The organism is Mucilaginibacter rubeus (genome assembly GCF_003286415.2).
GTDB lineage: Bacteria > Bacteroidota > Bacteroidia > Sphingobacteriales > Sphingobacteriaceae > Mucilaginibacter > Mucilaginibacter rubeus_A.
Genome location: NZ_CP043450.1, coordinates 5,255,220 through 5,280,509 on the forward strand (window position 1 = coordinate 5,255,220; position 25,290 = coordinate 5,280,509).

General features: G+C 45.5%; 20 protein-coding genes. 13 read left to right on the plus strand and 7 right to left on the minus strand.

Annotated elements, in window-relative coordinates; genetic code table 11:
* The first annotated feature begins 169 nt into the window (after positions 1–169).
* The 3 genes from glgX to treY are packed head-to-tail and all read left to right on the plus strand — an operon-like array spanning position 170 to position 8,253.
* The gene (gene glgX, locus DEO27_RS20785; protein WP_112575071.1) at positions 170–2,314 is read left to right on the plus strand and encodes a glycogen debranching protein GlgX; all 2,145 of its coding nucleotides are present in this window, start codon (positions 170–172) and stop codon (positions 2,312–2,314) included.
* The gene (gene treZ / locus DEO27_RS20790) at positions 2,304–4,127 is read left to right on the plus strand and encodes a malto-oligosyltrehalose trehalohydrolase (RefSeq protein WP_112575072.1); all 1,824 of its coding nucleotides are present in this window, start codon (positions 2,304–2,306) and stop codon (positions 4,125–4,127) included. Before glgX ends, treZ begins: the two co-directional genes overlap by 11 nt.
* The gene (gene treY / locus DEO27_RS20795; RefSeq protein WP_112575073.1) at positions 4,120–8,253 is read left to right on the plus strand and encodes a malto-oligosyltrehalose synthase; all 4,134 of its coding nucleotides are present in this window, start codon (positions 4,120–4,122) and stop codon (positions 8,251–8,253) included. Before treZ ends, treY begins: the two co-directional genes overlap by 8 nt.
* A 107-nt stretch (positions 8,254–8,360) precedes the next feature.
* Here treY and DEO27_RS20800 read toward each other — a convergent pair whose 3' ends face one another.
* From DEO27_RS20800 to DEO27_RS20820, 5 genes are all read right to left on the minus strand, one after another.
* Positions 8,361–9,104 (minus strand): DUF72 domain-containing protein, encoded by a 744-nt coding sequence (locus tag DEO27_RS20800; RefSeq protein WP_112575074.1) that lies wholly within the window; start codon positions 9,102–9,104, stop codon positions 8,361–8,363.
* A 590-nt stretch (positions 9,105–9,694) separates the two neighbouring features.
* Positions 9,695–10,273, minus strand: a complete 579-nt coding sequence (locus tag DEO27_RS20805) for a cupin domain-containing protein (protein ID WP_112575075.1) — start codon at positions 10,271–10,273, stop codon at positions 9,695–9,697.
* Positions 10,274–10,420: 147 nt separating this feature from the next.
* Complete coding sequence (locus DEO27_RS20810) at positions 10,421–11,407, minus strand: cytochrome-c peroxidase (RefSeq protein WP_223818010.1); 987 nt, start codon at positions 11,405–11,407, stop codon at positions 10,421–10,423.
* A gap of 7 nt (positions 11,408–11,414) precedes the next feature.
* A complete protein-coding gene (locus DEO27_RS20815) occupies positions 11,415–11,807 on the minus strand; it encodes a hypothetical protein (protein WP_146750121.1) in 393 nt (130 codons plus the stop codon).
* Between the two features lie 254 nt (positions 11,808–12,061).
* The gene (locus DEO27_RS20820) at positions 12,062–12,376 is read right to left on the minus strand and encodes a hypothetical protein (protein ID WP_112575077.1); all 315 of its coding nucleotides are present in this window, start codon (positions 12,374–12,376) and stop codon (positions 12,062–12,064) included.
* A 284-nt stretch (positions 12,377–12,660) separates the two neighbouring features.
* On the opposite strand from DEO27_RS20820, the gene DEO27_RS20825 reads away from it, so the two are divergent.
* Complete coding sequence (locus DEO27_RS20825) at positions 12,661–12,840, plus strand: histone H1 (RefSeq protein ID WP_112575109.1); 180 nt, start codon at positions 12,661–12,663, stop codon at positions 12,838–12,840.
* 313 nt (positions 12,841–13,153) lie between these two features.
* On the opposite strand, the gene DEO27_RS20830 is transcribed toward DEO27_RS20825, so the two are convergent.
* Entirely contained in the window at positions 13,154–14,797 is a 1,644-nt protein-coding gene (locus DEO27_RS20830; protein WP_112575078.1) for a PAS domain-containing protein, read from the minus strand.
* 353 nt (positions 14,798–15,150) lie between these two features.
* Here DEO27_RS20830 and DEO27_RS20835 point away from each other — a divergent pair, with 353 nt between their 5' ends.
* Positions 15,151–15,609 (plus strand): DUF1003 domain-containing protein, encoded by a 459-nt coding sequence (locus DEO27_RS20835; RefSeq protein WP_112575079.1) that lies wholly within the window; start codon positions 15,151–15,153, stop codon positions 15,607–15,609.
* A gap of 363 nt (positions 15,610–15,972) precedes the next feature.
* On the opposite strand, the gene DEO27_RS20840 is transcribed toward DEO27_RS20835, so the two are convergent.
* Positions 15,973–16,503 (minus strand): hypothetical protein, encoded by a 531-nt coding sequence (locus tag DEO27_RS20840; protein WP_112575080.1) that lies wholly within the window; start codon positions 16,501–16,503, stop codon positions 15,973–15,975.
* A 330-nt stretch (positions 16,504–16,833) separates the two neighbouring features.
* On the opposite strand from DEO27_RS20840, the gene DEO27_RS20845 reads away from it, so the two are divergent.
* The 8 genes from DEO27_RS20845 to DEO27_RS20880 all read left to right on the plus strand — a co-directional run bounded on the left by DEO27_RS20845 (position 16,834) and on the right by DEO27_RS20880 (position 25,248).
* Complete coding sequence (locus tag DEO27_RS20845; protein WP_112575081.1) at positions 16,834–17,439, plus strand: ParA family protein; 606 nt, start codon at positions 16,834–16,836, stop codon at positions 17,437–17,439.
* A 201-nt stretch (positions 17,440–17,640) separates the two neighbouring features.
* The gene (locus tag DEO27_RS20850) at positions 17,641–17,898 is read left to right on the plus strand and encodes a hypothetical protein (RefSeq protein ID WP_146750122.1); all 258 of its coding nucleotides are present in this window, start codon (positions 17,641–17,643) and stop codon (positions 17,896–17,898) included.
* 166 nt (positions 17,899–18,064) lie between these two features.
* The gene (locus DEO27_RS20855; RefSeq protein ID WP_112575083.1) at positions 18,065–18,475 is read left to right on the plus strand and encodes a plasmid mobilization protein; all 411 of its coding nucleotides are present in this window, start codon (positions 18,065–18,067) and stop codon (positions 18,473–18,475) included.
* Positions 18,442–19,674 carry a relaxase/mobilization nuclease domain-containing protein gene (locus tag DEO27_RS20860; protein ID WP_112575084.1) on the plus strand — a complete coding sequence of 411 codons (1,233 nt, stop codon included), beginning with the start codon at positions 18,442–18,444 and terminating at the stop codon, positions 19,672–19,674. The genes DEO27_RS20855 and DEO27_RS20860 overlap by 34 nt, the downstream gene beginning before the upstream one ends.
* Positions 19,675–19,684: 10 nt before the next feature.
* The gene (gene mobC, locus DEO27_RS20865) at positions 19,685–21,622 is read left to right on the plus strand and encodes a conjugal transfer protein MobC (RefSeq protein WP_112575085.1); all 1,938 of its coding nucleotides are present in this window, start codon (positions 19,685–19,687) and stop codon (positions 21,620–21,622) included.
* Positions 21,623–21,855: 233 nt separating this feature from the next.
* A complete protein-coding gene (locus DEO27_RS20870) occupies positions 21,856–24,459 on the plus strand; it encodes a lanthionine synthetase LanC family protein (protein ID WP_112575086.1) in 2,604 nt (867 codons plus the stop codon).
* Positions 24,460–24,463: 4 nt separating this feature from the next.
* Positions 24,464–24,895 (plus strand): MauE/DoxX family redox-associated membrane protein, encoded by a 432-nt coding sequence (locus DEO27_RS20875; RefSeq protein ID WP_112575087.1) that lies wholly within the window; start codon positions 24,464–24,466, stop codon positions 24,893–24,895.
* Positions 24,896–24,984: 89 nt separating this feature from the next.
* A complete protein-coding gene (locus DEO27_RS20880; protein ID WP_112575088.1) occupies positions 24,985–25,248 on the plus strand; it encodes a hypothetical protein in 264 nt (87 codons plus the stop codon).
* Positions 25,249–25,290: the final 42 nt, after the last annotated feature.

A 25,290-nucleotide genomic window follows, 5' to 3' on the forward strand; every position in this document is an offset into this window, starting at 1 on the left:
TTGAAAAATATTCCTGCGGCATCAATAGCATTTCTACCTGTTTCCCGCTAATCTTATTTACGGCGATGTCACAGCTCGCAGCCCGTAAGTTTTGTAGAGTAATTGTCCTTCAAATAAAAACTTTTTTCCCTTTAATTAATTTAGTATTCAACAATTTGAATAACAATTAATGGAATCTAATATACTACCCGGAAAACCTTTCCCACTCGGTCCCACCTGGGACGGCAACGGAGTTAACTTTACCCTATACTCAGAAAACGCAACTGCAGTAGAACTATGCCTGTTTGATTCGGAGAATGATCAGCATGAAACAACCAAAATTTCCGTAACGGAAAAAACAAATTTCATCTGGCACATCTATATTGAAGGAATTGCCCCCGGCCAGCTATACGGTTTTCGCGTGCATGGGCCGTACGAACCTGAAAACGGCCATCGTTTCAACCCCAATAAACTGCTGATTGATCCCTACGCTAAGGCAATTTCAGGTAGTATAAAATGGAATGATGCCTTATACAGCTATAAAGTGGGAGATGAGGCGCAAGACCTGAGTTTCAGCGATAGCGACAGTGCGCCGTTTATTCCAAAATCTGTAGTCATCGATCAGCACTTCGACTGGGAGGGTGACACTTCTCCAAGTTACCAATATTATAATACAGTCATTTATGAAGCCCACGTCAAAGGGTTTACGCAGCTCAATCCTGAAATACCGGAAAATTTACGTGGGACCTATGCCGGAATCGCCCACCCTGCGAGTATCAAATATTTACAAGATCTGGGAATTACGGCGATCGAACTGATGCCTGTACATCAGTTCATTTCCGATCGGCATCTGAAAGAGAACGGATTGAGTAATTACTGGGGATATAACACCATTGGTTTTTTCGCTCCTGACTCGAGATATTCAGGCTCGGGCACCAAAGGCGAGCAGGTTACTGAGTTCAAAACGATGGTAAAGGAATTACATAAGGCAGGCATCCAGGTCATCCTGGATGTGGTATACAACCATACTGCAGAAGGCAACCAGTTAGGCCCAACTTTATCTTTTAAAGGTATTGACAATGCTTCCTATTACCGGCTCACTGATGATAAACGTTATTACAATGATTATACAGGCACGGGCAATACCTTGAATGCCTACCTGCCAAACGTTCTGCGCCTGATGATGGATAGCCTGCGCTATTGGATTACAGAAATGCACGTCGACGGTTTCAGGTTCGATCTGGCGGCCACCCTCGCACGCGAGCTACATGAAGTAAACCGCCTGGGCGCATTTTTCGACATCATTCACCAGGATCCGGTAATATCACAAGTCAAACTGATAGCCGAGCCATGGGACGTTGGTGAAGGCGGTTACCAGGTAGGTAAATTTCCTCCGGGCTGGGCGGAATGGAACGGAAAGTACCGCGATTGCATAAGGGACTACTGGAGCGGCTCGGAGAATACCCTACCAGAGTTCGCGGACCGCGTAACAGGCAGCGCTGACCTTTATAAAGATTACCGCCGCCCTACGGCCAGTATCAATTTCATCACCGCGCATGATGGCTTTACGCTTAACGATCTGGTATCCTATAATGAAAAACACAACGAGGCTAACGGGGAAGGTAATAAAGATGGGGAAAGCCACAACAGGTCCTGGAATTGCGGCGCCGAGGGACCAACTGACGATCCGGACATTATCAGTTTAAGGCAGCGTCAAAAAAGAAATCTCTTGACTACGCTCTTCCTGTCCCAGGGCGTGCCCATGCTCGTCGCGGGTGACGAAATCAGCCGTACCCAGCAAGGTAATAACAATGCTTATTGCCAGGACAACGAAATCTCCTGGATCAACTGGGAATCTGTAGATCATGAACTCCTGGAATTCACCAGAAAACTGATCAGCTTACGGAACAGCCACTCCGTCTTTTCCAGAAAAGAATGGTTCAAAGGCGTTGCTGTTAATGAATCGAACATAGAAGATATAGCCTGGTTCCTTTCGGACGGAACACAGATGGAAGAAAGCCACTGGCAACAGAACTACGCAAAGTCTGTGGCCATATATCTCAACGGCAATGGAATTCATGGCGTCGGTTCAGATGGCAAACAGGTTGTGGACGATACTTTTTACCTGGTCTTTAACGCGCATGACCTGGGATTAGATTATAAACTTCCTCATGAAACTTATGGCAGGCAATGGAAAGTCGTCCTCGACACGAGCACTTCCGATACAGCCCCGGACCGGATTTATAAACCGCAGGAAACGGTTCATGTTGAAGGCCGGTCTGTGGTATTGTTAAAGGACGATACAATAAGACAAAATCAGGGTGATGATGAATAGAAGGACTTTAGGCGTAAATTTTGAAGCCGGCATAGCCGAGATTTTGCTATGGGTGCCGCAGGCAGAGCAGGTATCAATTCGCCCGGATACCGGCAACGATCTGTTACTTGAGCAAAAAACGCGCGGCTATTGGCAAATGCGTACCGGAGAACTTCGCCCCGGAATGAATTATCAAGTGGTCATCGACGGTGAAACATGGCCTGACATTCATTCTCTGTACCAGCCGGACGGTGTACACGGAGCCTCGTCCGCGTTCGATGTATCGGGTATGAAATGGACGGATCAGCGCTGGGACAATATCCCGCTACAAAACTACCTGATCTATGAGCTGCATACCGGGACATTTACACCTGAGGGGACATTTGATGGTATCGCGAAAAAATTAGATTATTTGGCTGCCCTGGGTATCACAGCCATCGAGTTCATGCCTGTCGCACAGTTTCCCGGTGATCGCAACTGGGGTTATGATGGCGTTTTTCCTTATGCCGTACATAATTCCTATGGCGGCCCGGCTGCGCTGCAGCAGCTAGTTGATCAATGTCACAGGAAAGGCCTTGCCGTGATTTTGGATGTAGTCTATAACCATATAGGTCCTGAGGGCAATTACTTCGGAAAATATGGTCCCTTTTTTACAGAAAAATACAAAACGCCCTGGGGAAATGCCATCAATTTCGATGATGCAGGCTGTGACGAGGTTAGGCGCTATTTCATTGAAAACGCACTGATGTGGTGCCGTGATTTCCATGTCGATGCCTTGAGATTGGATGCTGTTCATGCCATTAAAGATTTCAGCCCTGTACACGTGCTGAAAGAATTAACACTTGCGCTCAATGATTTGAAGCAATGTACCGGGAAGTCACATTACCTGATCGCGGAATGCGACTTGAACGATCACCGTTTTATCGATCCGCTCAAAGAGGGGGGGCACGGACTGGACAGTCAATGGATCGATGAGTTCCATCACGCGTTGCGGATTTGCGCAGGTGGTAAGCGAGAGGGCTATTTTGGTGACTTTCATGGCATTGAAGATCTCGGCGCCGCATTTGAACACGCTTATGTATACCACGGCCGCTATTCTGAACATCGCCAAAAAACTTTTGGCACCGATCCTGTTGAAAATCAAGGTCAGCAATTCGTGGTATTCTCGCAAAATCACGACCAGGTGGGTAACCGTATGCTTGGGGAAAGGTCATCCGCTTTATTCAACTTTGAAATGCAGAAACTGATGGCCGCGTCGGTCATGGTCAGCCCTTTTTTGCCGATGCTGTTCATGGGCGAAGAATATGCTGAATCCAATCCCTTTCTATATTTTGTGAGTCACACGGATCCGGAACTGATCACAGCAGTACAACAGGGGCGAAAAGCTGAATTTGAAGCTTTCCATACGGAAGGCGATGCGCCCGATCCGCAAGATGAAAACACCTTCCATCGATCTAAGCTGCAATGGGAAAAAATCGGTTCAGGAACCCATCGGACCATGTTTAACTATTACCAGGCGCTCCTCAACCTTCGCAAATCCCATCCTGTTTTGCGTGTTCCGGACAGGCGAAATATGGAGGTTATCTCCAATAAAATCAACAATACGCTGCTTTTAACCCGGTGGAGCAACGAAAAAAAAATCCACTGCCTGCTCAACTTCTCAACCCGGGACAGGGAATGTATGCTGCCTGCATTCAAGGAGAACGTCTCGATCATTTTTAATTCAGCTTCTGCAGAATGGGGCGGGCCAGTCATTAACAATGATGCGTTTCTATCATCTTCCCTGATTGTCATTCCAGCTCAAAGCATTTTAATATTTGAAGAATATGTTTAATCCTGTTTCCACATACCGCATACAATTCCACAAGGATTTCAACTTTAAAAATTTCATGGAGATCATCCCCTACTTACATGAGTTAGGTGTGGTGACCATTTACGCCTCGCCGATTTTTGAGGCGACAAAAGGCAGTATGCACGGCTATGATGTAATTAATCCTCACCGGATCAATCCGGAAATAGGAACATTGGAAGAACTTCAGGCAATACGCTCGAAGCTGAAAAGTTTCGGCATGAATTGGCTGCAGGACATAGTACCTAATCATATGGCTTTTGATCCCGGTAACCCCTGGCTTGCGGACGTATTGGAAAAAGGTCAATCCTCCGATTACGTTAGCTTTTTTGATATTGACTGGGAAAACCCCGCTTTTGACGGTAAACTGATGGTGCCTTTTTTGGGCGAACCGCTTGATGAGGCGATTAATAGCAATATGATCCAAATCAAATATGCAGCCGGGAACTTTACCATCGATTATCTCGGGCAAGGCTATCCGTTGAATCAGGAATCGGTTCTAAAAATACTGGAATCGGAAGATGCTAAACCCGTTGAATTGGTACGATTGCTGTCCGATATTAACAGCAGAGATTCGGTCAAGCCATTGGGAAATGCGTTACGGGGTTTAAATAATGACTTGCAAGCCTATGTTGAATCCGTTGCAGCAAAGATCAATCTCGATCCTGAACGGCTGAGAAAAGTCATTGATCAACAGCATTATTTGCTAAGCTTCTGGCAGGATACTGACCATAAAATTAATTACAGACGCTTTTTTACGGTTAACGGTTTGATATGCCTTAATATACAGGATGAAAATGTTTTCCATACCTATCATAGTTTTTTGAAAACTTTGCTTGAACACGACCTGATCCAGGGTTTGCGCGTCGATCATATTGACGGCTTGTTCGATCCAACAACTTATCTGGAAAGGCTGAGGGCACTGGCAGGCGATCAGGTATATATCGCGGTAGAAAAGATCCTTGAACAGGGTGAACAGTTTCCGCAGCACTGGCCAGTACAGGGCAATACGGGTTATGACTTCCTGGGTGTTGTCAATAATCTCCTCACCGAGACCCGAAGTAAAAAATTGTTTACCGATTTTTACAAGAGCTTCGCGACCGACAGAAAACCGGTCAGGCGGTCGATAATCGAAAAGAAAAGCGATATACTTTACCGCCACATGGCAGGGGAACTCGACAACCTGTACCGGCTATTCAGTAAAATCCCAATAACGCAACAAAACCTGCAAAATATTAAAGAGGAAAAGTGGAAAGCGGCAATCGGAGCTTTTCTGATCCACTGTCCGGTATATCGTTACTACAGCAACCAATTTCCACTCCAATTTGCAGAGGCTGATGTTTTGAAGGGAATATTCCGGCAGGTAGCGGCGGCTAACCCTGAACTTGAAGAACCAGCGTCTTACCTGAACGAATTGTTTACGGCCGTTCATCCCATCAAGGTACAGGCTGATATCTCGTTCTTCTTCCAGCGTTGCATGCAGTTTACTGGGCCTTTGATGGCTAAGGGTGTGGAAGATACGCTGATGTACACTTATGACAGATTTATCGGGCATAACGAGGTTGGCGATTCCCCGGAGGAGTTTGGAATAAACGTTAAGCAATTTCATGCCTGCATGATCGAGCGACAGGGGAGTTGGCCGCTTTCGATGAATGGAACTGCCACACACGACACTAAACGCGGCGAAGATGTACGGGCCAGGCTGAACGTTTTAACCGATATTCCCGAAAAATGGGTTGAACAGGTTAATGCCTGGCAGATTGCAAACCAGCAGTATAAAACAGGGAACATTCCAGATAGCAACGATGAATATCTGATCTATCAAACCCTGGTCGGTTTTATCGGCCTCAACAATGAGCCGGATGATCAGTCGGTCACCAGGCTCGAGGAATATCTTACGAAGGCACTTAGGGAAGCCAAATTGCACACCCAGTGGGCAGAACCGGATGATCAATATGAACAAGGGACGCTGCTATTTGCACGCAAATTACTTGGCAGCGCGGAATTCTTGAAAAGCCTGAGGCAGTTCCAGCACAGGATATCCGACGCCTTCATCAACAATTCACTCACGCAGGTATTTTTAAAATTCACATCACCGGGTGTCCCGGACACTTACCAGGGCTGTGAACTTTGGGATTTCAGCCTGGTAGACCCCGATAACCGGAGACCTGTTGACTATGAGCGTCGCGCATCTTCACTCCGCAAGATCAAAAGCTTTAAATACGAAGCACTTTGCCAAAACAAGGAAAATGGCTTATTAAAATTATGGCTGACACAAAAGCTTTTAGCAGAACGGAAGCTTAATCCGTCTCTATTTAACCTCGGCACTTACATCCCACTCCAAGTGGAAGGTAAATTTAAATCCCATTTCGTCGCATTTGCACGGGTATACCAGCGGCAATGGGTCATCAGCATCTCGGCTCTCCATACCGCGGCGATAAGTCGGGTGGATGAAGGTTGGGCGGATACTAAAATCATGCTGCCGCCCGATGCGCCTTTACAATGGACTTCTGTTTTAACAAATGAAAAGGTATTGTTGGACACTGCAATTCCTTTAAACGAAAGTTTGCAAACTGTGCCTTTGCTTTTATTAAGATCAGAGCCTGTTTCAGAAAAACGCAGTGCGGGCATTATCCTGCATATCACCTCGCTCCCATCTCCATACAGCATCGGAGACATGGGCCCTGAAGCGCGAAGATTTATAAAATTCCTTGGGCATTCGCACCAACGTTACTGGCAGTTGCTTCCGGTAAACGCTACCAGTAAAGCTTCCGGCAATTCTCCTTATAGTTCGATATCGAGTATGGCAGGCAACACTTTGCTGATCAGCCCGGACGATTTGGTAAACGATGGCTGGTTAACTGCAGAGGAGACAGCAAAGTTCAGGCGATTGGGTAATTCCATGGTTAATTACGATCGGGCAGCTTTGATCAAAAACGAATTGCTCAACGTAGCTCATACACGTTTTAAGCAGACCACTGATAATCCATTTCAAAACCAATATGAAGATTTTAAGGTAAAGGAACGGGCCTGGCTACATGACTTCGCATTGTTTGAATCCATTAAGCACTATTATAACGATAGCCCCTGGTATGAATGGCCTTATGAGCTTAAATATCGTAAAAAAAAGGCTATTGAATTATTTCAAGGCCAGCATGTGCACGAGATCGATCATTCGATGTGGCGGCAATTTATTTTTTTCCGCCAATGGCAGGCATTGAAATTATTGGGACATCAAACAGGTTTAAAGTTTATAGGTGACCTTCCCTTTTATGTAAGTTATGATTCCGCCGATGTGTGGTCCCATCCTGAACTGTTTAAGCTGGATCAGGATAAAAACCTGGCCGGTGTAGCTGGTGTACCTCCCGACTATTTTAATGCAGGCGGGCAATTGTGGAATATGCCGGTTTATAAATGGCCGGAACACCGCTCAACCGGATATGCCTGGTGGATAGCAAGAATAAAAAAGAATATGGAATTCTTCGATTTGATCAGATTAGATCATTTCCGGGGATTCCAGCGTTTTTGGGAAATTCCGGCTGGCGAAAAAAATGCCATCCACGGTAGTTGGGAACTCGGTCCCGGGGCAAAGATCTTTCAGGCTTTAAAGAAAGAAATCGGAGCTATCCCCTTTATTGGCGAAGATCTGGGAGATATCGACCAAAACGTTTATGAGCTTCGTGACCAATTTGCTTTTCCGGGAATGAATGTTTTACAGTACGCTTTCGGAGGAGATATGCCGGTCTCCGTACACGCGCCCCACAATCACTTGTCAAACAGCATAACCTATACCGGTACCCATGATAATAATACATTACTTGGCTGGTTGAAAAACGACGCTACCGCAGAGGAACGCCGGCATCTCAACGAATACTTCAGAACTAATGTCAATAGGAGAAATATAAATCGGCTGATGCTGGAAACCTGCTATGCCTCAGTGGCAGCCTTAGCCATTAGCCCATTACAGGATATTCTGGGCCTTGATGAAAAAAGTCGGATCAACGTTCCCGCGTCAAAAACCGGTAACTGGCGGTGGAGGGTAGATAGGAATATGCTGTCTGATCAAACAGAAGGGTTCCTTAGATTGCTGGTCAAACAATATAACCGGTAGTTAGCCATCGTGATCAATCAAGATGCTGCCGGAGGAAACCGCATTTAAAGGGCATGTCATAATTATCTGTATACAGAGCCGATAAGCTTATCAATACTTTGACCAGCTTATTTATAGTGATCCGCAAGGCATTTTTTTAAGGATTGAAGATTCTCAAGCGCAGCGCCCGCGGTATTGTTGAAATAAAGATAAATAGCTTTGCCTTCTTCCTGCCATTTTTTAATATATCCGGCGTATTCATTAAGAAAACTATCGCTGTAACTTCCTTTGTAATTTCCCGACGGACCATGGAATCGCAGATAAACAAACTCGTCAGATGTGACTTCGATTGGTGTACCCGACGCCGGCATATCCTGTATGACCATCGCAACTTGATTTAGGTTTAACAGCTCATAAGTTTCATCCTGATACCAGGAAGAATGACGAAATTCGATTGCAATCGGCCATTGAAAGGACTTTAAAGATTCTATGAGTTCCCGTAATTGGGACATGGCGTTTACATGAAGCGAGGGCGGAAACTGAACGAGTAAGCATCCCTTGTTGACCTCGGGAATAATATGGATTGTTTTCATGAAACGGCTTAAATCTGCCGCATTGAAAATAAGATTTTTCTTATGCGAGATTTCACTCCATAGTTTAAACGTAAAAAGAAAATCAGGTCCCACCTCCCTGACCCACCGGGTGAGGGTGTTTTGCTGCGGTACTTTGTAAAAAGAACTATTAATTTCGATACTGTTCTCGTGCAAGGCATAGTAACCCAGTCTGGATAATTGAGCATAGGCCAGTGGAAAATCCCGTTTTGGCCGGTCTATCTGCAGACCACTTGTTCCTGCAAAAACTTTTTTCTGCATATCTAAAACGCTGATGACAGTCTAACAAACAACCGTTAAATTGTTTGGGATAACTTGATAAAACAAATATTTATCTGGCTGCAAAGAACAATAGTATCTATTTAACTGTCTGACAATTTAAAGGGTTTACAGATGGAACTTCAAAAACGAATACAAGTCAAACGGCAGCAATACGAAGAGTACCTTAAATCAATGATTAGCAACAAAGCTTTCAAAGTAGGTTATTCCTACAATACCGAAAGCGTTTTCCTATGGGGAGACGAAACCGTCATTAATCAATTAAGACAACTCGCCCGGACTGGAGTCTAATTTACGATGTCCACATTTTTCTCATCTGAATAAGTTACCGGTCGGCTGTCTATCATAATTCTATGATATGTGCGAAGGCAAATTCAGCGTTATTATTTGTAACCTCGGATAAGGACTACGTCAGCTGCTTTTTCCGCACTTTACGGAATTAGAATCCTGATATTTCAAAATTGAACTATTAATAATTTTTAATATTACCGATATATAGCATGCGCAGAATAACTATCTATATAAAACTGCCAGTTTCCATAACCTGCTATCTGGCGAACTTTTTTTTATCCTTAAAAGGCCTTTAATATATCGATTGGCGGCCCCACGCGTTCAAAACCATGTTGTTTTCTAAACTCATCCTGCTCCGCCTCGGGTTTGCCTTTCATTTGCCCTTTACTAATCGCTATAAAACACTCTTCCATTTTGCCTGCTGGTTGAAATGTTGTGAGCATCCGGCCAACTCCTTCGCCTATTTTTGAAAACGCGTGTGGTACACCCCGCGGACCGAAAACACTATCACCTGTTTTAACGTGGTTCAATTTGTCGCCTACTTTAATTATGAACTCACCCTCCAAAATGTACCACCATTCGTCTTGCGCATGGTGTACGTGCAGGTTGGGGCCACCTTTTTTTACCCGCGACGATTCGTATACATACAAATCGCCGTCTGTATCGTTTGTTGATACTTTGGTATAAAAAGTGTCCCCATCAAATAAGCTGATCGGTTTTTCAAAACGGTCTGCTCCCGCATCGGTTTTAAAACCTGTTTTCTCCCTGAACTTGGAATGGATCTTGGCAGTTAAACTAAGAGGGCTGGCCAAAACAGAACCGCTTAGGGATAAAATCCGTAAAAAGGCGTCTCGTTTCATTGTTTTAATTTAAGCATAAATAGTTTCAAAACTGGTCGCAATGCTTAGCGCATTGCTTATATGATAAAGTAAATGCATTTCAAAGCCGACCAGATAGCGAACTTTCGATATCTTGCCGGATCAGGCCCGCCAAAAAGCCATAAACTCTCATAGTCTATTTAAATGGTTTGACGCTCCCTTGTTTTTCAATTTCGCTGCGAAACGTTTATCCGTTAAGGAAATCAGGAAATTTTCCAGGTCGGTTTTCTCCTGCTCTGTTAAACCCATTGGCGTATTGAGCAGCGTATCACGGTTAATGGAGCGGGAAACTATTTTATCCGGATCATTATAGTAGTCAATCACCTGCCGTAATGTTTTGAACATACCGTTATGCATATAGGGCGCCGTAATCGCCACGTTACGCAAAGCACCTATCTTAAACCTGCCTACGTCACTCTCTTTTTTAGTTACACAGGCGCGGCCGCTATCTCGTAATGCCTTGCCGTCGTAGAGACCAATGGAACGAAATTCTACATCGTTGAAGTCGGGGCCAAAATGACATTGGATACAACGACCTTTGGTATTGAAGATAGCAAAACCACGTTTTGCCGATTCGCTGACGGCCGCTTCATTATCATTTAAGCGCCAGTCATCAAATGGAGAATCACCGGCTTCTAACGTTCTTTCAAATGCGGATAATGCTTTGGCTAAATTAGCACTATTGGCTGCCTCATGGAAAACAGTTTGAAAAGCTGCCTTATAAAAAGCATTGTGTTGCAACCTCGATACGGCTGTCGCTACCGGTAAGTCCATTTCGATAGGATTTTGAAGCGGAATCAGGGCTTGCTGTTCCAGGGTGGTGGCGCGCCCATCCCAAAAAAATGCGACCTGTAGGCTCATATTCATGGCTGATGGGGTATTGCGCACACCTTTCCGCCTGTGCACTCCTAAACTAACGGCAGAGGTATCAGCAAAGGCGAACTCTTCTTTATGGCATGACGCGCAGCTGATCTTTTTAGTACGGGACAGGATCGGATCAAAAAACAATTTTTGGCCAAGTGTTGCCTGCGTTAAAGAGTCGGGGGATTTAAATGCGCTCTGCGAGATAATGAGGACAGCGCCAAGCGCCAGGATAATCATGCAAAGCTTTTTCATTTGATGATCATTTACCTGCTGTAACCAGTTTTTTAAACACCTTTCCGTCTGTAGCCTGCCTGCGGCCTACGCACGTGTCCTGAATAACATGGAATTTGAGGGAATCAAGCTTGCCGAAAAACTCCATCTTATAAGTCCCGTTATATTTGTCATTACAGGTGGCATCGGCAATGTATAAGGTATCATGATTCATATGATAAACACCACTTACAAATTCTTTTTTATTGATAAAACCATCATACGTTCCGTTAGCCCTGAAAATTGCCATTAAATTAAAAGGCTGTCCCTGAGATTTGCCGGAATGCTCCCATTTTCCCAGAAGCGGATTATCATCAATGGTAAAGGCCGTAACGGGCAGTAGTACAGCAACAAATATGCTAAGGCAGAGAATTTTTTTCATAATCATGGTTTAGATTGTCAGTTTCTCACAAAACAAACATTTTTTATTTTATAATACTTTCGGGAATGTTGCAAATACTTTAGAGTTTGTAACATTTGATCTTTCAGGTACTTACGCAGGATAATATGTACATCGTGTTGAAACTCGGTTTGAGAAAGCCAGGCGTTCATCGTGGATGCAAAATTTGTAAGCTTTCTTATAATTTTAACACGTTGGCAACAGCGATTAGCCCATATAAGAAAATTGCTTTCAAATCAAAAAAGGCTATCCCGGATATATTGCGGAAAAATTTCTTTGAATATTTTCTCTTCATAAATTACCACAATAACCTCAATGGTCTCTTTACCATATGTTGTTTGCAGGCGTTGCGCATAGAAAACATTGCCGTCCTCCAGGTCTTCAAACTTCCTGATCACCTTTTTATCCTCAAAATAATCTTTGATTTTAAAATTAACGGGATCGCCTGTTTGGGGAATATGTAATGGATTTTCCATAATAATATTCCGAGGCCCATTATATTCGGGATAGAAGAATTGGAAATCAAACTCGAAGCGGAGGATCGTTTTCATAGCAAATGGCTTTACTTATTAAATTTCGACATTAACTATCAGAAAAACAAGCTAATATCTATCACCAGATAATTATTCGACTCAGTTATATATATTGGCGATAAAATAACCATTAAACGAAATTAGACTTCAGTAAATTGCTTGAGCAACGGAGTATTGGCATTTTCAAGGAGAACTTTAGAAATCCTGCAACAGCGAATATGTTTTTGCTAAGAATGCTGGGTTTAAACAAAATACTATATTTGAAGCCTGCGCACTGCGCTTCACCAATTAAAAACATACAAATGGAAAAATTAGCCGAACTGAAAGCATTAGTAGAGACCGCGGAAAAAGAGGGAACTGCGTTTTATGAGAAAAACAACAAAGCAGCAGGAACACGCCTTCGCAACGCGTTACAGCAAATCAAGGTCATTGCAACGGATTTGCGTAAAGATGTTACCGATAAGAAAAACGCCGCACATTAGTATTAGGCCCGCATAGCGGGCTTTTTTTTATTAGTCATTATTCAGCTAATTGGTTTTACCTCAGCGCTGAGATTGGTAGGCTAGTAAGAAGGCAGAATTTGAGTAGATCTGAAAAAACGCTCTACGTTTAGGTTTGCTCTTCCGCTGTAAGTAACCAGCAAACACAGGGATGTTTACGATTGTTGGGCGATTGTAAATCCGGAGAACCAGTTATTGTTTGCCATTCACTTGTTTAATCTTATTAACGTCTCTGGTAACATAATTTGTTTAAAGCTGCAGCCCAATGCTTGGAAAGTAATGACTGCACTAATTGTCAATCTTTCTCAACAATTTTTGGCATTTGCCCCGCCCGGTGAGATTGATGTATGACTGCACTTACGATTTTGTCAAGTTCTGTGATCGACTCCTCCATGTATTTAAGCGCTGCCTGGTAATCCTCATCGGTTTCAGGGTTTCGGATTAATGGCAACAAACCCAGTAAACGTGCGATCGGAGCCCGGACAACGTGAGATTGCGTCCAGGCAATTTCACGGAAAAGGTCGTTCTGTTGTTCGATCTTTGTAACATAAGTTTTTACCGGCGTAATATCGCGACCTGTAATACAAACGCCCGTAACTTTATCATCGGTGTATACGGGACTTAAAGAATAATGTACCCACATCATAGCCTCCGATAGCCGGTACTGCCGGTCATATTGTACGGTTTCACCGGACTGCGATCTTAATAGCAACTGTGCAAAATCATCGTGCAGCAAACTTGATACATAGCTGAAAATATCCCGACCAATTTCAAATTGTTTGGGCATTTGCTGAAATCGGATATAATCTGCCGCTTTGGCGTTAAATTGCTTTACGCGGTTGTGTTCGTCAATTAATACGATCCCGTCGGCCGTACTTTCAAAGATCGCTCTTAAGTCAGACTCAGATCTTCGGGTACGCTCATTAGCAGCGGCCATTTCCTTTTCATTCCTAATTATCTCGGTTATGTCCGTAGCAAGAACCAACCTTAGCAGCTTGCCTTCCACTTCCAATAAACTGCTTTCTATTCGCACATCTATCAATTCCCCGTTTTTTTTATAGTGACGGGCGTATTGCTCATAAGGTATGCCCGATTTGCGATTCGCCTGTACCGTTTCTGCCAACGCGAAATTATCAGCAGCAGGTCGAATATCAGTTATCTTTTTATTGAGAAATTCTCTATGAGAATATCCGTAATGCCTTGTCGCGGCTTCGTTGACATCTTTAAATTGAAGTGTTTCAGTATCAAAAAGCCACATGGGCAATGGGCTTTTTTCAAATAACATCTGATAGCGCTGTGTCAATTGCTGCTTGTTAAGCAAGGTTTCCCCGAGCCGGTCAATAATGCGATGGATCAGTATAACCGCAATTCCGCTTAGGAAAAGGAGGTTGGAAGTAAAAGCAACCCAGCTTCCTGAACCAGTTACTTGCTGAGGGCCGTATTGGCCGGCACCTTGCGGGAGCAGAACAGCAATAGATATTAAGATCGCCGAGCTCAACAAAACCGACCAATAGGCGAAATAAACAGGAAGGATCAGCGTCGTGATTACAGTTAAACCGAAAAGGTAAAATATGCCTGGTCCAATATAGCCGAAGGCGATGATCAGGTATATCGCCAGCGGGTAAAATAATCCGATCAACAATAGTTTACGGGCGAACAGGGCTAACCTGCCGGAAAACGTAATTATTGCGAAGCCAAGAAATGTGGTGATATCGACAACACCCATAGTTATATCACGGTTCGCGATTGAAAGATAAATGCCTGGAAATGCCGCAACGAAGCTGATTGGCAGGCCATAGAGCAATAAGGTAAAAAAAAGCTGCGTTTTCCAATACTCGATGGACGATTCATCTTCGGCCGTAAGGGGCGTCAGTCTGCCTTTAACAAACTGTTCATATTTGATAAGCCATTTTTTTAAAATGTATTGGCCGGCGTCCATAAAATTAGGCTTAATATTTATAAAAGGGAGTTTCTTAGAAAGGTAAAAACTTTTTTATAAGTTACACAATGGTTATTAAAAATAAAAAAAGATCGCGCAGTTTTCAATGCCCGCAGCTTCTCACTGTCTGAATATGGCAAGATTCCGTAATCGTTGACCACCTTGTTTCAGTCGCATTTGCTCAATTCATAGGTTACTCGATCAGGCTCTTGAATTCCGCTGTTGATTTTGCAGTGCTCAAATTTATCCTAGCATCGCACATTCAGAATAAAAGCGACTGCTGTACTAATCTATTTACATAATGTACTTCAAGGGCAAACCATTATAATCTGCTATTGTTGAATTTAAACCATATGCCGCGAAAATCAAAAATAAAATCCAATAACCAGGTTGAACGTGGAAATTTAGAAACGCCGTTCGTATCGGACTTTCTTGGCAGCGTCTGGTTCCTTGGCATAATCCTGATATTGATCATTCTTTATATCATCTGGAACGCCGGATTCATCCCGTGGCTGCATCCTTTTGATCCGTCACCGTTTAATATATTGGACACCATCTTATCGGTATTCGCGATCATATTGTCAATAACCGTCCTGATCAGTCAAAAACGACAGCGGCAAATGGAAAAAGTCCGGGAACAAGTCGAGTTTGAAGTCAATGTCAGAGCTGAAACTGAAATTACCAAAATATTGGAGATGCTTGAACAGGTACAGCAGAAACTGGGAATCAACACTGCCGACGAAGACCTGGAACAGATGAAGGAAAAACTTGACATTCGCAAATTGCACGAACGTATCAAAAAAAGCGACTAAAGCGTGCAACCGAACCGTTCAAGCTGCTAATCAGACCCAGAATAATTTTGCAGGCTATCGAGCATTCCGATAATTCAACATATATCGCTGTAAACACGAATCTCATGCGTAATGGCTCCCCAACCTGTAACCTGCTTCGCTCGGTCTGAAAGCCCGGATGACGACCTGGCAATCATACGAGGTGCTTCGGCTCGCGAAACTCCTCGTTAAAAATCATTGACAAGATATAACTGTCTGCTGTCATAAAAGGAGGTGCCGGTTGTTGCTGATAATGCGACTTTAAATGCTTTATTCATAATTGAAAATTAATGTTTTGACGATCATTTGCTGGTTTCGAAATGTGGTGCATGGACCGCTTCCGATTCAGGCGAACCTTTCTGACTCAGATATATCAGCCCCTTGTTGACGAACTCCCAGGGATTCAAAACATAGAAATTCCGTTTCTATGTGGTTTCTGACCTCCATAATGGTAAGCGCATTTCTTAGCACATCGACGTCCTGCGCTGATGAAAATGATGTCATGAAAAGAAAAATGCCGGACGTCATACCGAAGGTTATAACAGTCATATCATAATACGCGTCAAGAAAGGGAAAATATTGCAAAACAAATGCATTGGCAACAACCATTGCGACAGCTAATAAGAGCAGGGTCACGGCAATCGACGCGTGTACCCAGCGCTTTAGAGTCCTTCCTTTCCTGACCAACTGAATGGATTTATTCATTTTAAACACTGAATCTCGTATCTCATAGAGTTTTTGAATTTGCTCATGACATATCGTTAAGCCGCGGCCTTCGTGGTTTGGTATCGAAAGGGTATCACAAATTTCCGGTGACAAGTAAAAATAATGCTTGCTTGTAAATCTATTAAAGCTGATTGTTGGCAGGTCATTCATAAGGCTTACTGACAAATTTAGATATTTGGCTTGCACCTGTCAAATACAATAATTAAACCAGAACGCCAGTAGAATTTTTTTTTACTAAGTATTGGTTTATGATTACGATGCAGTTGATTTATTTCCCTTACTTTTTTTCGCTTTCAAGCCAACTCACCGATATCCCGCAATGTTGTTTAATGCTATCTGATAGTCTTATGCCTGGGAAAAAAGCTTCCTCCGAGTCGGAGCAACTCGGACTTTTCCTGATCACAGTCTGACGACTTTTGCTGAACAAATATTGATAACTGCATTTGAACACTTGTGCATTTGCAGCAAAATTGAAAAAATATGGCAAAGATCATCACATTGGCACACCAGAAAGGCGGCGTAGGAAAAAGCACTTTGGCATTGAACTTGGCCCTGTGCTTCCAGGACCAGTTGAGCGTCGCTCTTATTGACTCCGATCTTCAGGGAAGTATATACCACCTGAAGGAAGATTTCCCCGACATGGAAATCCTGTCCCCCGATAAAATAAGCGAGCTTCCGGACCTGAATTATGACCTGATTATTGTGGATACCCCACCTTATTTATCTAACCGCCTGAATGAATTATTTATTCATTCGGATTTCGTGTTGATCCCGACCAAGGCCGGTTTTTTTGATGTCATGGCGGTCAAATCTACCCTGACATTGGTCAAATTTGCCCAGGCCCGGAATCGAAATCTGAAGGCGGGGATTGTCCTTAACATGATCAAGCCGAGGTCAGGTATAACTGCTGAAGTGGTGGATTTACTCAGTTCATTGGGAACGCCGCTTTTAAAGTCCCGTGTCTTTGATCGGGTTAGCCTTTCAAGGTCGTCGATGACTTCCGGGATTCTCAAAAGCGCCGACCAAAAAGCAATTGAAGAGGTGACTTTTCTAGCGGAGGAAATCATCAATCTGCTGAGTGAATAGATGTAGAATTGAATAAAGGAACAATGCTATCGATGAATAATGCTGCAAATGCGGCATTGAAGCTTTGCCGAAATATTCATTTGTACATGGATGCATTTATGCAAACCTCCCTTTGTTCAAATGAAAAAATATCGCATTGCTCAAATGTTCCATTGTTCATAAAGGTTGATAGCTCGCTGGGCGGTTACTAAAAACAAAGCGATGGATGACTACAAAAAAAAGCTGGGTTCCCTGGCCGATAAGATCAAAAACGAAAAACCACAGACACCGATCCAACAGGTACTGCCTGTAAAGCCAATAAAACATCCGGCAAAAGCAGAAGAGGCGCGGTTTAACAACTGGATTCCCAGGGAGCTGAAGAGGAAAATCAAGGCTTATGGCGTGCAGCACGATCTATCTCAAAAGGAAATCACGATACAGGCCCTGGAGAAATTCCTGGAAGAAATACGAAGCCGATAGTGGAAAATGAAATGCCTTCAAAACGAGGATCATCGGAATGAAACCGCTGTCTTTTTGCGGTTAGCAAGATGTACGTTTGTTACACAAACGGATCTTGCCCACCCTCCGGAGTCGGTTTGGGGACATGGATTTAAACGCTCCGAAGTCGATTTAATGAAGATGTAATATGGGCGAACAGCATAACAACAGGTCCAACTGGCTGAACCTACGACTCAAGCCGGAGGAGTTTAACCAGTTCAAAAAACAATACGAACGATCCCGTTTCAGGAAAATGAGCGATTATGGGAGGGCGGTACTATTGGGTAAGCCCGTGACGGTTTTTTACCGGGATAAGTCGATGGACGAAATACTGGAAGAACTGGTGCTGCTCAGGCGGGAATTGAACGCGGTCGGAAACAATTTGAATCAGTCGGTAAAGAACATTAATACGGCCCATGGCTTTGCCGATGCCCGGCTTTGGATGAACCTGATGACCATAATCAAAAGCCAGATCGAACCGGCAATTGAACAGATTAAAGTGCAGATGGACAGATACTCCGATGTATGGTCGCAAAAATTAAAAGCGGAAAAAGCCTGATCAACGCCTTGAATTACAACGAAAACAAGGTCAGGAAAGGGCACGCCCGTTTTATCGGGGCAAGCGGCTATGCCAAAGACCTGGAAAAACTGTCGTTCCATGATAAGCTGTTGCGGCTGACCGACCTTGCTTCACGGAACCAGCTAACAAAAACAAACGCGCTGCATGTATCGCTCAATTTTAGTCCCGGGGAAAAACTGGATGTACCTGCACTGAATGCGATTGCGGATAGGTACATGCAAAAAATCGGCTTCGGTGATCAGCCTTATTTGATTTACCGGCATGAGGATGCCGGTCATCCGCACATCCATATCCTTGCTACCAACATCCAACCGGATGGCAGACGCATCAGTATGCATAACATCGGCAAACAAAGATCGGAACCGGCGCGAAAAGCGATAGAAATCGAATTCGGGCTGGTTCAGGCAGAGGGTCAACAGCAGGTGGTGAGTTTGGAAAAAGAGGCGGCGCTGAAACCTTTAAGCTATGGCGAGGACGAAACCAAAAAAGCATTAAGCGGGGTCGTCAGCCGGGTAATCCGGGATTACAAGTTCACAAGTCTCCCGGAATTCAATGCCATCCTGGGCAGTTTTAATGTTTTAGCGGACCGGGGGTCGAAAGCGTCGGTCATGTACCAACAAAACGGCCTGCGTTATTGGGTAACAGATAGCCGGGGTGCAAAAATGGGCGTGCCGGTTAAAGCAAGCGCGCTGCCTAAAAAACCGACGATCAGGCTTCTGGAGAAGCGGTTCCAACTGAATGAATTATTGCGGAGACCATTCAGGGAGCAGCTGAAGTCGAAGATCGACCAGGCCTCATTTCCTTCCGATTCGTTGAGCCGCTTTGAAAAAGAGCTGCATCAGAAAAACATTAGAATTATCATCCGGAAAAACACCGAGGGCAGGGTTTACGGGCTGACCTTCATCGATGAAGTGAACAAGGTGGTTTTTAACGGCAGTGACCTGGGTAAAAAGTACAGCGCAGCCGCTATCATTCAGCAGTTTGGCGACCAGCAACGAGCTGCAAACACACAACAGGCAGGCCATGACCAGCTCTGGCATATCAAAGAAGTTGCTGATAGCAGCCATGTTGGTCAAGGCAAAACGCTCCTGGAAGAACTGTTAAGCGCAACTGCGCAGCAGGAGACGGTACCCTATCCTTTGAGAAAAAAGAAAAAGCGAAGGCATTTGAATCTTTAATTAAGAAACCATGCAAACAGGGGAAAATGAACAGGCGTTCCGGAAGATCATCGACTTCACCAGGTTTCTGGGCATTGTCGTATTGATCCTTCATTTTTACTTCATATGTTATCGGGCATTTACTTTCTGGCAATGGCATTACGAAATCCTGAACCGGCTGTTTCAGGCCATCTATAAGCTACCCATATTCAAAACGGTCACCATGACCAAGATAACAGCCCTGCTGTTGCTGGTCGTTTCGTTGATAGGTACGCGTGGAAAAAAGGACGAAAAAGCCCGGCTTAAAGATTCACTTTTGCGCAGCACTGCCGGCCTACTCATCTACTTTATGAGCGCATTCCTGTTAAAGCTTCGCGGTGGTGTGCAGGAGATCGCTACGGCTTACATAACGGCAACGGCTTCCGGATACCTCCTTTTCCTATCAGGGGCCGGCATCGCTTTTAAGCTGATCAATGTCAACCTCACCCGGGATATTTTTAACAGGGAAAACGAAACATTTCCCCAGGAGGAACGATGCCTGGAAAACGAATACAGCATTAACCTCCCGGCGCGATACCAGTTAAAAAATAAAATAAGGGACAGCTGGATCAATATCATCAATCCGTTTCGAGGCACACTTGTTCCCGGCACACCTGGAGCGGGAAAATCGTATTTCGTCATCAGGCACATCATCACTCAGCACATCAAAAAGGGCTTCAGCATGTTCATTTATGACTTCAAATTTGATGACCTCACCAAAATAGCCTTTAATACGTTGAAGAAGAATCACAAGCAATATGCAGTTAAGCCAAAGCTCTGGATCATCAATTTCGACGACCTGAGCAGGACCCACCGGTGCAACCCGATCATACCTTCTGACATGAAGGATATTACCGATGCCATGGAATCAGCCCGAACATTTATGCTCGGGCTGAACCGTGAATGGATCAAACGCCAGGGCGATTTCTTTGTGGAATCACCAATCAATTTCCTGACGGCACTAATATGGTTCTTGAAAAAACACGCAGGTGGAAAATACTGCTCCGTTCCGCATGCGATCGAGCTCTCGCAGGCCGAATATGGCGTCCTCTTCCCGCTCCTGGCCAAAGAACCGGAAATCGAGGTACTGATCAATCCATTCATTTCCGCCTGGAAGAACGAAGCATTCGATCAGCTGGAAGGTCAGATCGCGAGCGCCAAGATCAGCCTGGCCAGGTTATCGTCCCCTCAACTTTACTATGTACTTTCGGGTAACGACTTTAGCCTGGATATCAACAATCCGCTCGAACCCAAAATTGTTTGTATGGGTAACAATCCGCAAAAGCAGCAGGTTTATGGCGCGGTGCTAAGCTTATACATTTCCAGGATGATCAAGCTGGTCAATCAAAAAGACAAACTCAAAAGCAGCCTGATCTTCGATGAATTTCCTACGATCTATGTGGGCGGCGGATCGGGCATCGACGGATTGCTCGCCACCGCAAGAAGTAACAGGGTAGCAACCACGCTGGCAGTGCAGACCTTCGATCAGTTAAAGAAAGATTACGGTAAAGACCAGGCCGATGTGATCATGAATATGGTCGGTAATATCGTATCCGGCCAGGTCACCGGGGATACCGCCAAACAACTGAGTGAGCGCTTCGGAAAGATCAACCAGGAAAAACAAAGCCTGACCATCAACAGCCAGGATACCTCTGTCAGTAGATCAACCCAATTGGATTTTGCCGTTCCTGCCGCCAAAATATCCACGTTATCTTCCGGTCAGTTTGTAGGCATGGTCGCCGATGACCCGCAAAATAAAATCGAGCTCAAAGTGTTCCACAACGAGATTATCAATGATCACGAGGCCATTAAGAATGAGGAACAGGACTACGAAGAACTGCCTTTGATCAAAGAAGTGACTGAAGAAATGGTCAGAAAAAATTTTCTCCAGATCAAACTCGACATCGAAAATATTCTGAAAGCGGAATAAATGATGTTCAGGACCAATTACAAGAGTAAAAAATGGAGTGGCAAAGGGTTGCTGGCCTTGAACCTGGGCAGGCGAGTTATTCCCCTGAGTTGTGTAGTTCCCGGCCGTGATTCTGCGCTTAATTAAAATATTCCCAAAAGTTTTATCCCCTATTTTAACGACAATTGCTACAACCCATTAGCTACTGTTTTCGCATTCGATTCCACCGTTATTTTGGCTTAGAACCAGAACCGATGAAAAAACAAAGCGAAATGATCAATGTGGTACACCATGACGCTCAGCTGCCTGTGACAAAAGGCTACGAGTCATTTTTTACCGAACACGGCTTGACATTCCAGAGCACTGGTCATTATTTGACGACGGGTCAGCCGGACCCTGCCGCGCGCTGGGTGTTTCACGTACCGGTGATCAGGCAGCAAATGCCTGAACTCGCCGGGCGTTTGTTCCCGTTGCTGTCAGCATTATCCCTGGTATTTCGCGTACCGGCGAACGCCAACGTACATGGCCTGATCCTGGAAGGCGGCCTGGGAAATCACGAGACGGGCAAGGTCTTGTCCGTATATCCGCGATCGGCCGAAAATCTGTCGGCGCTTGCCGCCTCATTGATCAACGCCATCGGTGATCTGCGAGGGGTAGCTGTCCCGGCAGCGGAGCGGCTCAGCAACTGCCTGTATGTGGAATATGTCCAACATCAGCAGCTGACCAGCTTATCAACCGGTCGGAATTTAGCAATCTCGGAATGGCCGTTCAACAATTTCTGTCCCTATCCGACGGTCAAGACCAGGAAACTTATCGGCAAGAGCTATCTCATCATGGCTCAGCTGAAGCGCGATACGAAAGGCGATGTGCTCAAATGCCTGTGCTTATACCCATTCTGGAAAATCAATTGGTGTGTCCTCAAAGAAGGCAAGCGTAATCAATGCAGCGACGACCATGGTCGCACTGTCCGCGATAGACTGATCTGGCAGCAAGCTGCGTATGAACAATTAAAGAATAACGTGGCTTTACCTGTGGTTCATCAGGTTTTCGGGTCTGAAGGCAACGATTATCTGGTGATGGAATATGTGGAAGGCTTGTCACTGCACGAAGAGTTAAAGCGCTTGTACAACGGGCGCTCCTGGAAAAACCTCGAAATCGGGGTGAAACTACAGGTGACAGGTTATGTATTGGCCGTGGGCCGGATATTAGGCCAATTTCATTCCCGTGGTTTCCTCCACCGCGACCTCAATCCGGAAAATTTCCAGGTCAGTGCCGGCCAGATCGTGCCCCTCGACCTGGAGCTGGCCTACGACCTCATCCATGACATCCCGTCTCCGGCATTCTCACTCGGAACACCGGGTTATATGTCCCCGTCGCAAGCCGCCTCAAAAAAACCGGAAATGGCTGATGACATCTACGGTTTCGGCGCATTGCTGCTCCGGGCATTTACGGGACTGGCGCCGACCAAGTTCAACCCGGAAAACCGGCCGGCATTGAAAGAGGCCATCTCACCTTTGACCGGCAGCAGGAAGCTGGGCGAATTGATCTCGGCCTGTTTGAACCCGGACGGGCGTTTGCGCCCGGTTTTGATCGAAGTGATCTCCGCTGTCAAATTGTATGAGGCGATGTTACTGACGGGAGGAGCAACAGACGGGCCTGCCGGGCATAGTGCGAAACCCTTATTGAGTGAAACCATCGGGAAGGCCCTTGCCAGCTTGCTATCACCGCCAACGGTCGATGGTCGGGGCTACTGGCTATACCATCCCGGCCCCGGTGCTTCCGGTGTCGCGAACCCGGTCAGAATGTTGCAATATAACCATAGCCTCTTCAATGGAATACCCGGTACACTCCTGGTAATTTCAAATGCACTGGCCTCCGGTCATGCAAATGCCGGCCTCGTGAATATTTTCAACAGGAACCTCGCTCATACCCTGGATTTTTCGAATCACCATGATTTGCCCGCAGGCCTGGCTAATGGCGGTTGGGGCCTCGCGACGATTTTAGTACAGAGCATCAGTGCAGGAACCGTATTTATCAACCCGGATCATGTTGCTGTAATCCGGAGAGAATTAAGTAAAACGAGTGAAGAAATCAATGTCGAATCGGGTCTCGCCGGAAAAGCCCTGTGCCTGCTTACCGCCTTGGATATTCCGCAGCTGGCGGATTTAGAAAAAGAACTGCACAAAACTATTACCGCGATCGTCAACCGGCAGCAAAAAGACGGTTCCTGGGTTATCACGGGACCTGATGGTAAAGAGACAGCCCGTCCCACCGGATTTTTTTCCGGCATTTCCGGGATCGTTTATACGTTACTGCGCTACGTCAACAGGTTCGACGATGGGATTACGGCACACGCGGCGCGGAAAGGTGCCGATTGGCTGCTGGGGCAACGATACACCGCAAACGCCATCGGCATGTGGCCGGTAAAAGCGAAAAGCAAACTGACTGATCCATGGTTCGGTATCGGCTATGCCGGGATCGCAGCCTGCCTGATCCGGGCATGGCAAGTGTTCCGGCATCCGCCGTACCGGCTGGCCGCGGAGGAAATACTCGGCAGCTATCCTGATGGCTTGCACAGCAATTACCAATCGGCAGCCTCCGGGGTAGCCGGAATTGGGCAGGTGATGCTGGATGCCTACGTCGTTTTTAAAGATGTGACCTGGCTGGATAAAGCCATCAGCATTGCCGGAAACCTGCTGAACAGCGCTTTCCGCGAAGCCAACGGCCACATCTACTGGCTGGAAGGCAGCGATACCCGTCCGACGGCAGCCTGGATGAACGGCAGTTCCGGTGTCCTTGATTTCCTGATACGTTTAGAACAGCCGGAACGAACCGGCTTCCCATTCAAATTTAACTAAACCAATGAAAAAGAACCTGATTTCCGGGATAATGGCATCCCTCCTGATCCTGATGTTCCTGTATGCAGCGACCAGTAAGCTGATGGACTTTCAAACCTACGAGCGCGCCATGCACAACCAGCCCTTTCCGGATTGGATGGCGGAAACGTTGATCTATAGTATCCCGCCTCTGGAAGTCGTCGTGTCCCTGCTGCTCTTTCGTGACCGGACCCGGTTGCTGGGTTTTTTCTGCGCCGGTGTGCTGATGCTGTCCTTTACGATTTATATCGCTGCTATCCTGTTGCATTTCTTCCCCTGGGTGCCCTGCTCCTGCGGCGGCGTGATCAGTCACCTGGGCTGGGGACAACATTTGATCTTTAACCTGTTCTTTCTCGCGGCAGCACTGTGGGGTATGCGGCTGGAAAGACAGGCAATACTTACTGATAAAATTACCTGAAAAGGTTTCAAAATATTTCACGCGCGAAATCGGGTTGATGCCGGTCCTGTGGTAAAACCGGTCAATTATTCATTTTTAATTATATCATCATGAAAAAAGTAAAAATGGGCCTGATGGCCCTGGCCGCACTGACCGGAATGGGAAGCGCGTTCGCCGCTGCACCAAGGCATGCTAAAAACGCGACGACTTATTACGCGATCAAAAGCGGGTCCTCGTTCGTATGGAGAACGACACCAGCCGGGCATTGTTTAAATACGGCTGTAAGTGCTACCTGCACGATTACCACCGCTGTTCAGCCAACCGACGGGGTAGTTCCTGCGGGCCACGCGGTTACTTTTCAAAATTACAAGTAAACCGTAAACAGCCTGCCGGAACTCTCCGGCAGGCTGTTGTCA